The following is a 13,135-nucleotide window of genomic DNA, read 5'->3' on the forward strand; positions in this document are numbered from 1 at the left end:
ATATGTTTTATTTTATATTACAAGCACTTAACTCAATAAAGCCAAGTAAAACTCATAGTAATCTTCAAAGTACTAAATTAAGCCTAAAATAGGGAGTTTTCCTCAAAAGTTATTCACAATTGTTAACATTATTAGAAGTATAACGTATTTAATACAAAAAAAATATGCCTGATTTAAAAATAAAACCAGGCATATTGATCTATTTAAACAATTTGTTGTTAACCTCGCTGTCCTGCTAACAGATAAAGGACTGCCATACGCACGGCTACACCATTTTCCACTTGATCTAATATAATCGAATGTGAACTATCTGCAACATCAGATGTGATCTCTACTCCTCTATTGATCGGTCCTGGATGCATAATTGTTATTTCTTTATCCAGTGAATCTAATAGGGTTTTATTTAAGCCATAAAGCATGGTATATTCGCGTAAAGATGGAAAATAGGCGATATCTTGTCTTTCCAATTGTATACGTAACATATTCGCTACATCACACCAGTTCAATGCTTTCATCAAATCATGTTCTACTTTAACACCTAATGAAGTGATATATTTAGGAATTAGCGTAGTTGGTCCACAGACCATAACTTCTGCACCTTGTTTTTGTAAACATAAGATATTAGATAGTGCTACACGTGAATGGGTGATATCACCGATGATTGCTACTTTACGTCCAGCTACATCACCAAAACGTTCACGAATCGAGAACGAATCTAATAACGCTTGTGTAGGATGCTCATGTGCACCGTCACCGGCATTGACAATTTGTGCGTTTACATGCTTACTCAAAAACACGCCTGCTCCAGCATATGGGTGACGCATCACGATCATATCCACTTTCATCGCTAAGATATTATTGACCGTATCGATCAACGTCTCACCTTTACTTACAGAAGAAGATGAGGCTGCAAAATTGACAATATCTGCTGAAAGTCTCTTTTCTGCTAGCTCAAATGATAGGCGTGTGCGCGTGGAGTTTTCAAAAAAGACATTTGCGATTGTAATATCACGCAGAGAGGGAACTTTCTTGATCGGTCTATTTAAAACTTCTTTAAAGTTGCTCGCAGTATTTAAAATCAATTGGATATCGGATTCATTCAAATCTTTTATTCCTAACAAATGACGTGTACTTAAGTGTTCAGCTGTTGATGACATTTTATAATGTATTCAGATTTTCGTTATTCTATTTTTTCTCTGTTACCAAGATAATACTATCCTGATTATCCGACTCCTGCCAGTTCACAATCACTTTTTGCGAATCAATAGAATCCACTTGAATTCCAATATAATCGGGTTGGATCGGGATCTGTCTTGAAAAACGACGGTCAACGAGCACAAGTAGTTCGATACGTTCGGCTCGACCAAATGCTTGAATGGCATCCATCGCAGAACGAATGGTTCGACCAGTCCAAAGGACGTCATCCATCAAAATGACCTTTTTACCTTCTACAATAAAATTGATGTTTGTGCTGTTAGCTAAAATGGGACCATCATTACCTTTTCTACGAAAATCGTCACGGTAAAATGTAATATCCAAATCACCACTTAAAATTGATGTACCCAACATTTTCTCCAATTCTTTGACAATGCATCTGGCTAAGAAAGTTCCACGAGGTTGTATACCAATTATAACTGTATTTGAAAAATCTCCATGATTCTCAATCAATTGACGACAAAGTCTTTGAATGGTAATCTGAAATTTTGGTCCATCTAATAAAATCGACTGTTTCATTAAGGGAATGTTTAAGCAAACGTACCACTTTTTTCGAAAAAATCCGAATAAAAGATGAATTTATTGTCGGATGAACGACATAAAAGCACCATTAAAAACTAGAAATGCCCCTACCCTTCCTATAAAATCATTGTATACATTTCTAATTTCTACGCACCATCCAGAACAAGATTTATCGTATACCGGGTAAAACAAGCAAGCAGGCTCTCATAAGCTTGTTTTATGAATCTATCGTAGCTGTTCTTTTCTTGTTTATCAACCAGTAAACAGGTAGTCCCAGAATAATAAGAATAAAACCAGGCCATGTGTATTGTGGTTTATATAAAATCAATAAGATACAAAATGCCGCTCCAATAAGTAAGTAAATTAAAGGAACGATCGGGTATCCTACCGTTTTATAAGGACGTTCTAAATTTGGTTGTTTAAATCGAAGCCAAATCACAGCAAATACCGTGATCATATAAAATAAGACAATCACAAAAGATATCATGTCAAGCAAGTCTCCATACTGACCGCTCAAACATAGTAGTGAAGCCCATATTCCCTGCAACCATAGTGATTTTTCAGGTACTTCGTATTTATTATTAGGTATAGCTTGCTTCAAGAATAAACCATCTTTTGCCATCCGTTGAAATACCCTTGCGCCGGAGAGCACAATACCGTTGACACAGCCAAATGTAGATATCATGACTAGAATAGCCATAATAATCGTTCCTGTTTCGCCCAATATTTTATTGGCTGTCGCGACCGCCACACGGTCATTGACAGCAAATGCAATCTCTTCCCTACTTAATGCAGATAAGTACACATAGTTACAGAGTAAATAAAGCACCATCACTAAGGATGTACCGATCACCATCGCCCGAACAACGTTGCGTTTGGGATTTTCAATTTCCCCTGCAATAAAAGTGACGTTCTCCCAAGCAACACTACTGAAAACTGAACCTACCATTGCAGCAGCAATACCTCCTAACAAAATCCCACCACTGATATCTGTCCAGCCGAGACCTTTCAAATTTTGATAGGAATTTAAGCCATAACTCAAGTTTTCAGAAAAATGATTTTCTTTGATCATAAATATACCGCCTATTATGAGTAGAATTAAGGCAATGATCTTTGATGATGTAAAAAAGGATTGTATTATTTTTCCGCTTCGTACTCCCCTAGTGTTGATAAAGGTGAGTATTAAGATAACGAACATCGCAAGTATTTGAATCCAGGTAATCTTAAAGGAGCCATTTTGGTATAAGGGGGGAGCGTTATTGAGTTCAGGAATGAGGTAGGCTGTAAATTTTCCAAATGCCACTGCTACTGCAGCAATAGTTCCAGTTTGAATAACGGTAAATAGGCTCCAGCCATATAAAAAGCCTGTCATTTTTCCAAAGACTTCAGTCAAGTAGGTATATTGGCCTCCCGCTTTGGGAAATAAAGCGGACAACTCGCCGTAACATAGGGCTGCAGAAACAGTCATCACGGCTGTAATGACCCATACGATTATGACCCACCATCCCGAACCTAACTGTCGCATCATATCTGATGAAACAATAAAAATTCCACTTCCAATCATTGATCCCATTACAATCATAATAGCATCCCAAAGTTTGAGTTGTCGATTCATATATTATAGGCTGGTTACCTTTGACAAACTTACAAATATTCTTGAAAAACAAGAGGTTAACAAGAATAAAAAAAATGCCCTTATTTCTAATAAAATAGAAATAAGGGCATGGGTCTGAACGTCCTTTTTTAAATATGTCAGGCAGTTATTTTTTATGTTTTATCCAAAAAATTTAGTTGGATCAAATCCATGTTGTTTCAATACATCATCTGGAACACCGTTCCACACGCCTGGTGTATTTCCTTGAAAACCGATTGCTTTTACTCCGATTTCGCTGGTATAAAATCCAGAAGCAGTCAGGTTGCGCATGAGTGAAAAGAAAGCAACTCCTTGCTGCATTTCAGGTCTCGCTAATTCAGGATAAGCAATATCATCGACGATATCCAATTGTTCCTGCTGCTTACAATTAACAAATGCTTGTCCAAATCTTTTTTGACATTGTACATCTAGCCATTTTAAGCCACCCCGCATTGGAATTTTATTATCTGGTAAATCTTTCACGATAAACTCAATAAAGTCGGGCACCCCTGCATCTGAGGCACTTCCCGAAGACGCATCTTTAGGAATAATGATATCGGCTAATACAGTAATGGTCGCAAACTCATGTTCGTTAAAAAATTTCTCTTCTAATAGTGCTTTTGTGCGTTCATATTCAAAATCCTGTATTCCTGGAAGGCGGTCTGAAGTATCTACCGCTACTGTTTTACTTTTATCGGTATTACAGGATCCTGCCAACAGGCCCGTTCCTGCTGCAATGAGACCTAATGCTTTTAGTGATTCTCTTCTATTCATGAGTCCTAGCTATTTAAGTTTTTCTTTTCTTGTAAAATATATTCTGCAGTGCGCATCGACAGGGCTAATATCGTCCAAGTCAGATTTTTATCCCCTTGTTGAACAAATGGTCCTGCGTCTACGACATACAGATTTTTACAATCATGTGCCTGCCCCCATTTATTTAATGCTGAAGTTTTAGGATCATTACCCATGCGGGTCGTTCCTCCTTCGTGTATAATCTTACCTGGCGCCTCCAAGCCATAGAGTGTATCTGCACCTGGAATCTTAGAGGTGATCACAGCCCCCATTTCATGCATGATGGATTGAAACGTTTCTTGCATATGCTTGGCCTGTGCTATTTCTTCATTAGCCCATTTATAATGGAAGCGTAGCACAGGAATACCAAATTTATCTACTTTATTGGGATCAATCTCGCAATAGTTATCAATTCGTGCTAAAGCGGTTCCTCTACCAGCCATACCCACATTTGCACCATAGAAGCTATTGTAGTCTTGCTTCAATGACTCTCCATATCCACCTAATGGCTTTTGCTTTCCATCGGCACCTTTCGCATTATTATTTACATTAGGGACCCAATTCAAGAATCCATACGAAGGCATATGGAGTCCACCTCCATATTCAATATGATATCCACGAGGGAAATTAAGCTTTTTGTTATCTTCCCACCATGGAGAGTAAATATGCACGCTTCCTACACCATCTTCATTATAACGTTTTCGATCTAACAATTGTGGTAAAAAACCAGACAGACTGGCACCGGTAGAATCATGCAGATATTTACCGACTACACCGCTGCTATTACCCACTCCACCAGGATGAGCTTTAGATTTGGAATTGAGCATAATACGCGCACTCTCACAGGCACTAGCTCCTAAAATAACTGTTTTTCCTTTTACGGCATATTCTTGCATATCTTTGGTATTCACATAAGAAACACCAATGGCTAACCCTTCATCATTGGTCAGGACTTCCCTCACCATAGCGTTGTCAATTACTTTCAGATTGCCTGTATTTATTGCTGGTATGACTAAACAAGATGAAGATGAAAAATCGCCATACACTTTACAAGCACGACCACACTGACCACAGTAAAAACATGTACCTCTACCTTTGATCTCTTTCGATACTTCGGTCAGCACGGCTCCACGGCCCGGAATAACAGGGACTCCTGCTTTCTTGGCTCCTTTTGCGATGTACAACTCATTTAATCTTGGTTTTGGTGGTTTCATAAAAATCCCGTCGGGTTCATTGTGTATACCCTCCTTGGTGCCATATACACCGATCATCCGGTCTACACGATCATAAAATGGTTTGACTTCATCATAAGTAATTGGCCATTCGTCGGTGACACCATCTTTGGGTTTGAAATCATCAGGTCCCATGCGCAGCGATATCCTACCCCAGTGATTAGTACGTCCTCCTAACATGCGAGCACGGAACCATTCAAATTCAGTACCTGCTACTTTGCTATAGGGTTCTCCTTCGATTTGCCAGCCTCCAAATGCGGCATCAAAGTCTCCAAACGGCCGCGTGGTCGAAGCTCCACGTCGCGGAGACTCCCAAGGCCAACGTAACTGTAATGAATCTTTTGCTGGATCGTAAAAAGGACCTGCCTCCAACATCAGTACCTTTAGCCCGGCATTGGCAAGGATATAGCCCGCCATCCCACCACCGGCTCCTGATCCGACGACAATAGCATCATAGACTTCTGCACTTTCCTTTATTTGATAATTTACCATAATTAATTTTTAATTTTCTCCGAAGCCATCCATGTTACCATGATATGCAATAAAATAAAGATGAAACTTCAAAACTGTTTGGTTATAATTAATTGTTAGATGAAGCGACAAATTATCTAAAATTCTTGAAAGTTCAAAACAATTTTATCGATTTAGCACTTTGTAAACAAGCCTTTACAATTCATTTCATATTTTAAACGCTCAAGCTTGTTCCGTCAAATTAAAATATAAGACACAAAAAAATAGGCTTACAAAATTGTAAGCCTATTTTTTTGTGTATCACAGTATTTATTCTAAGCCAAATTGCTTTTTATAATTATTTTCAAGCTGCTCGACTTCTTGTTGTAATTTTGTCTCTTTTGTCTGAGACAAAATACTCTTATAAACACCCAATGTCCTTAGCGCTGTTTGAATATTTGCATATTCTAACTCTGTTTTCGTTTGTGCAATAGCATTATAATATGCCATATTTTGCTTTAAGAATACGAGATTGCGATTGACAATATCAGTTGCTTTTTGAGTTTCTCCAACACTATACAAGATATTGATGATCGGAGTATAATTTAAAGCATCACGCATTAAGAAAACACGTTTTGGCATTTTTTCATAAGCCAGTAAAGCGACTTCTTTTGCTTCTTTGTCTTTTCCTTGCTCCATCAACTGCGTCGCGGTACTTCCCAATATGGAATTGGTAATTAACCCGATCATACGATAAGACTCTGGATCTAGGTATGGTGAAGTCGCCATATTGCCCCAACTATATTTTTTGGTAATAGCAGTATAAGCAGCATCTGCGTTTACTAGAGAACCTTCATTCTCTTTTGCCACCTGCACAGGCATCAATCGGTAGGCAAAACCTTCTTGTACTAAATACTTATCTAATCCTAAATAGTTATCATTTGGCACTGTTGCAGCAAAATAAATAGGCCTTTTCCAGTTGTTATTTGCCAAAATAGATAAGATCGACAATTCTGCACGAGTCACATAGTTTTTGTTATAGGTCCATGCCAAAGTATCAGGAATTGAACTTTCCCATTCTTTTGGTACTGTTTTATTTTGAATGACAGCATTTCGATCTACCGCTAATGCTAGATTTTTCGTTGGTAAGAAGTTTTCAAACTCACCAGAATTCAACTGCGCTTTATTTTTAGGGTCATCCGATAGCATGATCTGCAATACTAAATTCAGATCAACATGTCCAGGTACTTGAACATCTTGGTAATACATGACGTCGCGGACACCTTTTTTGAATTTCTCTTTTTCAATATTAATCGGTAAGGCATCTGCATCATTAACTTTTTGTTGCATTTGAGCCATATACCAATCTGCACTTAATAAGCTTAAGTTGACGACACGTACATCTGTACGTACACCTTCCACCTCTTGTACATACCATAATGGATAGGTATCGTTATCACCGTAGGTGAACAATATCGCATTCGGAGCACATGACTCTAAATAATCCTTAGCAAGATCACGAGCTGTTAACTTATGGGAACGATCGTGATCATCCCAATTTTCCTTAGCCAATAAAACGGGAGCTGCTAATAGACAAACTACCGTCGTCAAACTTGCAGCAGTCTTTGGATTCATTTTCTTACCCAAGAAATCTGCTATTGCAAATACACCCAAGCCAATCCATATCGCAAATGCGTAAAACGATCCTGCATACGCATAGTCACGTTCACGTGGTTGTAATGGACTTTGATTTAAATATAATACAATCGCCAATCCTGTAAAGAAAAAGAGCAGCCCGACGACACCCGCGTCTTTTTGCCTTTTCCCAAAGTGCCAGAATGCACCAATCAGTCCAATGATTAATGGTAAAAAGAAATATTTATTGTTTGATGGGTCTGTATTCAATGAATCAGGAAGTGCATCCTGTCCACCGACCAACATCTGATCTATAGGCTTAATACCCGAAATCCAATTTCCTTCTGTATAAGTACCGTGACCTTGTTGATCATTTTGACGACCAGCAAAATTCCATAGGAAATAACGTCCGTACATATGTCCAATCTGATAATTTAAGAAGAATTTTAGGTTATCACCAAAAGTTGGGGACTGTCCCTCTCCTAATCTTAAATAATCTTGATAATACCCTGGGTGTCCATCTCTATTACTATATACACGTGGGAATAGAACTTCTTTATCATACTGATAAGTAGACCCTGTCTGGATCTTCGTATACTTATCTTTATCTTTTCGGTATGAATAAGTGGGTTCTACACCTGTGATTTTAGAATCAAAGTTAGGCCCTTTAAATAAAGGTTCACTGGCATATTGTTCACGACCTAAATAACTTAAAAATGTAAAAGCATTTTCAGGATCACTATTATTTAAGGTTGGATTTGCTTTTGCACGAATCATAATCATGGCAAAAGAACTGTAACCAAAAATAATAAACGAGGCACTGATCAATACGATATTTAAAATCGGTTTCACTTTTTTGACTGAATACCAGATACCGTAAGCTAATAATGCCACTAATAAAACAACAAAAAATGTAAATCCCGTTCCAAATCCCAGTCCTAAGGTATTCACAAAGAATAAATCGAAATAAGCGGCAAACTTAACCGAATATTGAATGATACCCCATAAAATAACTGCCAGTACGACAACACCTAATAAGAAGGATTGAATTGCTCCTTTACTCGTAATTGTTTTGGCTCTTTTAAAGTAAATCACCAATGCAATTGCCGGTATAACCAGTAAGTTCAATAAGTGAACACCAATTGATAGACCCATCACATAAGCAATCAGAATCAACCAACGATCCGCTCCTGGCTCATCTGCATGATTTTCCCATTTCAAAATGCCCCAAAAAACAACTGCTGTACATAACGATGACATCGCATATACTTCGGATTCAACTGCCGAGAACCAAAATGTATCTGAAAAGGCATAAGCTAATGCTCCTACCAAACCCGATCCAAATATTTTGATCAGATCTACACTTGTATATTCTCCGTCTATAGATTTTGTGACCACTTTACGCGCTAATGCTGTAATGGTCCAAAACAAAAACAGAATAGTGATACCGCTACATACACCAGATCCCACATTCATCCAAAAAGCGATACGTGTTACATCTCCACCCGCAAGGTTTGAGAATATATTTTGAATCATCAAAAATAAGGGAGCACCTGGTTGGTGAACGACCTGCATTTTATATGCGGAGGCAATAAACTCGCCACAGTCCCACCAACTCGTTGACCTTTCAGCGGTTAACATATAAGTGACCGTAGCAATAATTGCACACGTCCACCCTAAAACATTGTTAATTTTAGTATAGTTCATAAATTATACTGTATAAAGATTATAATACGTTCCGAAAATAAGGATATTTAATAAGAAACGAATAAATTATATTTTTTTATCCAGTAAAAGTCAAATTTGTTACCGTGACATCTGTCTCAAAATTCGGCTTCAAATCCTTCTTGAAAATAAATTTTAAAATTATCAGCCTGAAAATCAATCAAAATGGATTTAATGATACTTTTTTATTTGCAGAAATGAAAAAGCACCGTATATTTGCATCATCAAAAGTGACCAACACGCTTCCATAGTGTTACTCTTTTGAGCATGTTTGCCCGATAGTATAAGGGTAGTACGACAGTTTTTGGTACTGTTTGTCTTGGTTCGAATCCAGGTCGGGCAACATTTAAAAAGGCTTACTTCGGTAAGCCTTTTTTCGTTTTAACACTTTTGCAAATTGATCCGCAAAAGCCCAACTTATTCACAAAACAATTCGCCATATATTCCGCATAAGTAACCGCTTTCATTACTTATCCTCCCTCCTATTTTAGGATCTTAAATTTATAGAGCAATTTGTATTCACATTGCTATTTTTATTTTATTTATGATGCGTTTATAAATATGGGTTCAAACTTATCGAAAGAAGTATATTTAAAGTGCTGCAACATATTGCCTGAGAGCATAGACTATCCATCATATAGCATGGCGATCGAACCCATACAGAACTTACGCTTCACAGACGGAACATGACTTCACTTTTTTATTAAAAAGATACTTCCAAATAATTATAAAAACTGAATAACCTCATGTGGATTATATCCAATATATAATGTACGGGGAGCGAAAATTTATATCCGTAAGATTTTGACGATTGAAACTAGGTGTCGGCACAACGCAATCAGTACGGAAGTGGGTCATATACTTTTTTATGCTCATAATGAGGCAGTATTTAAATTTTTGATATTTTTTTTCGATTGAGATTTTGAAATTAAAAACATTTATCTAACTTTGCACCATCGAAAGGATAAGGGCGGTTGCAATATCAAACAAATCTTTAAGATAGATTGCTCGATAGTATAAGGGTAGTACGACAGTTTTTGGTACTGTTTGTCTTGGTTCGAATCCAGGTCGAGCAACTTTAAAAAAGAAAAAAATGGATTGTTATCAAAAACAATCCTTTTTTTTTAAGTCATTAGAAAGTAATTGGCAACATACAAACAGAAAATTCTATTCTAATCCACTATATCAAAAATAAAAAACCATGCCTTTGCAATTCAACACGGTTAAGTTATTCGCCGGTTCTGGCACTACAGAATTAGCAGAAAAAATCGCTTCTTCCTATGGGAAACCTCTTGGAGATAAAACGTTAGCTCGTTTTAGCGATGGAGAAATCCAGCCTTTTTACAATGAGTCTGTTCGTGGTAGCGACGTATTTATCGTTCAATCGACCAATCAGCCAACAGATAATTTATTTGAATTATTGTTGATGATTGATGCTGCAAAGCGTGCTTCAGCACATTACATTACCGCAGTGGTTCCTTATTTTGGCTTCGCACGTCAAGACCGTAAAGATAAACCTCGTGTGGCTATCGGTGCTAAAATGATTGCGAATTTAATTACTGCTGCAGGTGCACACCGCATCATGACCATGGATCTACACGCTGCTCAAATCCAAGGCTTCTTCGATATCCCTGTTGATCACTTAGATGGTTCAATTATCTTTGTCCCTTACATCAAATCACTGAATCTTCCTAACTTGACGATTGCATCTCCAGACATGGGTGGTTCTTACCGCGCTCGTACATTTGCAAAATTCTTTAATGCAGAAGTGATCATCTGTGACAAACGTCGTAAACGTGCTAATGAAATTGAGTCGATGTCTATCATTGGCGATGTAACTGGTCAGGACGTAGTTTTGATCGATGACATTTGCGATACGGCTGGCACATTATCAAAAGCGGCGGCATTGATTATGGAAAGTGGAGCCAAATCTGTTAGAGCGGTTTGTACACATGCTGTATTATCAGGTAAAGCATACGAAACTATTGAAAATTCGGTATTATCAGAAATGATTGTTACAGATACGATTCAATTAGATCCAGAAAAAATGAAACTTTCCACTAAAATCAGAGTGTTATCTACTGCTGAATTATTTGGAAAAGCAATTAAAAATGTCAATCAACACGGTTCAATTTCTGATTTATTCGAGGTTGAATAATCATTCTGTTGACCATTAATGATATAATATGACCTTTCTCTTTTGCAGAGAAAGGTTTTTTTATTTATAATAATAGCTATCAACCTATTATTATAAATAAAAATACATATCTTTGCACCTCAAAATTTAATCAAATTAAAGATGAAATCAATTGCTATTAGCGGTTCTGTAAGACAGAACGTAGGGAAAAGAGATTCAAAAGAATTGCGTTACGTAGGTAATGTTCCTGCAGTTCTTTATGGTGGTTCTACACAAACACACCTTTCTGTATCCGCAGCTGATTTGAAAGCAGTTCTTTACACTCCAGAGGTTGTCTTCATTGACTTAAACCTTGATGGAAAAACTGTAAAAGCTATCGTTCAAGACGCTCAATTCCACCCATTAACTGACTTAGTTACTCATATTGACTTTTTAGAGTTAAATGACGAGAAAGAAGTTACAATAAATATTCCTGTAAAATTAACTGGAACTTCTCCAGGTGTTAAATTAGGGGGTAAATTAGTTCAAAAATTACGTAAATTACGTGTTAAAGCTTTACCTGGTGACTTACCTCAAGAAATTGAAGTTCCTATGGAATCTTTGGAAGTTGGTAAATCTTTCCGCGTTGCTCAAGTAGTTTTAGAAAACGCTAAAGTATTAAACAATTCTGACGATACTATCGTATCTGTTATTATGTCACGTGCTTTACGTCAAGCAGAACAAGAAGCTGCGAAAGCAACTAAAGGTGGTAAAAAATAATCTTTCCAGATTTATTAAACAGCTTTTAAAAGGCATCGATCATTCGATGCCTTTTTTGTTAAGAAAAGTTTAGCAAATTAATTATTAACACCTTCTTAACATTTGGTTCATGACGAATTAACAGTGTATCATTACTTTTGAAAACATCTTAAAGTCTCGACTTGTTTTATAAAAGTAATGAAAAAGCACATTTTTGGATATCCACAGCTCTTCTTATTCTCCATCCTTGTTTTGACTCAAAGCTGCGCTGATGCGGATCATGCCATCAAAATGAAAGGTTCAGACACCGAGGTCAATTTAGCTGTAAATCTTGCAGAGGAATTTTCAAAAGAGAATGCTGATTTTAGTATTGCCATCTCTGGAGGAGGCTCTGGTCTGGGCATCACTGCGCTACTCAACGGGCAAGCTGATATTGCAAACTCTTCTCGCCCTTTAACGGAAGACGAAATAAACCTATTTAAACAGAAGAACATTCCTTTGCGAACGGTTGTCTTTGCCGAGGATGCAACCGCATTTGTCGTCAATAAAGATAATCCCCTTGAAGCGATCAACTTAAAAGATTTAGCAGAAATTTTAGATGGAACACAAGATTCATGGTCAAAATTATCAAATAATAAATCGCCCATTACTATCTATGGTAGACAAAGTAGCTCTGGAACATACTCTTTTGTCAAGAAAAAATTAAAAATTACTTTTAGTCAGGCTGCTAAAGAAATGACGGGTAATTCCCAGATTTTGGAAAGTGTAAAATTGGATAAATCCGGTATCGGATATGTCGGTGCAGGTTATATCTCGCAAAATACCAATGTCCAACAAGGTATCAAGGTTTTAAAAATTATTGATAACACGAATACGGCAGTTTCTCCATTGGATCAAGAGGCTATTCGTCAAAATCGCTATTATTTCCAGCGTCCATTATTCCAATTTATTCCCGAAAAGTCTTGGAAAAAGGTAGAACCCTTTATTTCATTTGAAAAAAATGCTAAGGGCAAAAATCTAATCGAAGCATCAGGGTATTATGTTATTCACTAATAT

The 13,135-nt window shown here is 37.1% G+C and carries 9 protein-coding genes and 1 tRNA gene; 4 read left to right on the forward strand and 6 right to left on the reverse strand.

Features of this window, described 5'->3' with window-relative positions; translation table 11 throughout:
• Nucleotides 1–218 precede the first annotated feature (218 nt).
• The 6 genes from AC06G9_RS18390 to AC06G9_RS18415 form a co-directional block, all read right to left on the reverse strand.
• Nucleotides 219–1,157: an aspartate carbamoyltransferase catalytic subunit gene (locus AC06G9_RS18390; RefSeq protein ID WP_045754572.1), complete on the reverse strand. Its 939-nt coding sequence runs from the start codon at nt 1,155–1,157 to the stop codon at nt 219–221.
• 28 nt (nt 1,158–1,185) lie between these two features.
• Nucleotides 1,186–1,734 (reverse strand): bifunctional pyr operon transcriptional regulator/uracil phosphoribosyltransferase PyrR, encoded by a 549-nt coding sequence (gene pyrR, locus AC06G9_RS18395; protein ID WP_045754571.1) that lies wholly within the window; start codon nt 1,732–1,734, stop codon nt 1,186–1,188.
• A gap of 220 nt (nt 1,735–1,954) precedes the next feature.
• Entirely contained in the window at nt 1,955–3,352 is a 1,398-nt protein-coding gene (locus tag AC06G9_RS18400) for an APC family permease (protein ID WP_293923572.1), read from the reverse strand.
• 159 nt (nt 3,353–3,511) lie between these two features.
• Nucleotides 3,512–4,144 (reverse strand): gluconate 2-dehydrogenase subunit 3 family protein, encoded by a 633-nt coding sequence (locus tag AC06G9_RS18405; protein ID WP_480956890.1) that lies wholly within the window; start codon nt 4,142–4,144, stop codon nt 3,512–3,514.
• Between the two features lie 5 nt (nt 4,145–4,149).
• Entirely contained in the window at nt 4,150–5,886 is a 1,737-nt protein-coding gene (locus AC06G9_RS18410) for a GMC oxidoreductase (RefSeq protein WP_045754568.1), read from the reverse strand.
• Nucleotides 5,887–6,174: 288 nt separating this feature from the next.
• Nucleotides 6,175–9,186: a glycosyltransferase family 117 protein gene (locus tag AC06G9_RS18415; protein WP_045754567.1), complete on the reverse strand. Its 3,012-nt coding sequence runs from the start codon at nt 9,184–9,186 to the stop codon at nt 6,175–6,177.
• 290 nt (nt 9,187–9,476) lie between these two features.
• Between AC06G9_RS18415 and AC06G9_RS18420 the strand changes: the two genes are divergently transcribed.
• From AC06G9_RS18420 to AC06G9_RS18435, 4 genes are all read left to right on the forward strand, one after another.
• Nucleotides 9,477–9,547 (forward strand) — tRNA-Gln (locus AC06G9_RS18420).
• 858 nt (nt 9,548–10,405) lie between these two features.
• On the forward strand, nt 10,406–11,362 hold the full coding sequence (locus AC06G9_RS18425) for a ribose-phosphate pyrophosphokinase (protein WP_045753802.1): 957 nt from the start codon (nt 10,406–10,408) through the stop codon (nt 11,360–11,362).
• Nucleotides 11,363–11,503: 141 nt separating this feature from the next.
• Nucleotides 11,504–12,100: a 50S ribosomal protein L25/general stress protein Ctc gene (locus tag AC06G9_RS18430; protein ID WP_045753801.1), complete on the forward strand. Its 597-nt coding sequence runs from the start codon at nt 11,504–11,506 to the stop codon at nt 12,098–12,100.
• 177 nt (nt 12,101–12,277) lie between these two features.
• Nucleotides 12,278–13,132 (forward strand): substrate-binding domain-containing protein, encoded by an 855-nt coding sequence (locus AC06G9_RS18435; protein ID WP_045753800.1) that lies wholly within the window; start codon nt 12,278–12,280, stop codon nt 13,130–13,132.
• Nucleotides 13,133–13,135 lie beyond the last annotated feature (3 nt).

The organism is Sphingobacterium sp. MAE (genome assembly GCF_056711605.1).

Coding starts and splice junctions, on each gene's coding strand:
- pyrR (WP_045754571.1), bottom strand. CDS start 1,734: ATGAAACAGTCGATTTTATTAGATGGACCAAAATTTCAGATTACCATT.
- AC06G9_RS18390 (WP_045754572.1), bottom strand. CDS start 1,157: ATGTCATCAACAGCTGAACACTTAAGTACACGTCATTTGTTAGGAATA.
- AC06G9_RS18410 (WP_045754568.1), bottom strand. CDS start 5,886: ATGGTAAATTATCAAATAAAGGAAAGTGCAGAAGTCTATGATGCTATT.
- AC06G9_RS18430 (WP_045753801.1), top strand. CDS start 11,504: ATGAAATCAATTGCTATTAGCGGTTCTGTAAGACAGAACGTAGGGAAA.
- AC06G9_RS18425 (WP_045753802.1), top strand. CDS start 10,406: ATGCCTTTGCAATTCAACACGGTTAAGTTATTCGCCGGTTCTGGCACT.
- AC06G9_RS18400 (WP_293923572.1), bottom strand. CDS start 3,352: ATGAATCGACAACTCAAACTTTGGGATGCTATTATGATTGTAATGGGA.
- AC06G9_RS18435 (WP_045753800.1), top strand. CDS start 12,278: ATGAAAAAGCACATTTTTGGATATCCACAGCTCTTCTTATTCTCCATC.
- AC06G9_RS18415 (WP_045754567.1), bottom strand. CDS start 9,186: ATGAACTATACTAAAATTAACAATGTTTTAGGGTGGACGTGTGCAATT.
- AC06G9_RS18405 (WP_480956890.1), bottom strand. CDS start 4,144: ATGAATAGAAGAGAATCACTAAAAGCATTAGGTCTCATTGCAGCAGGA.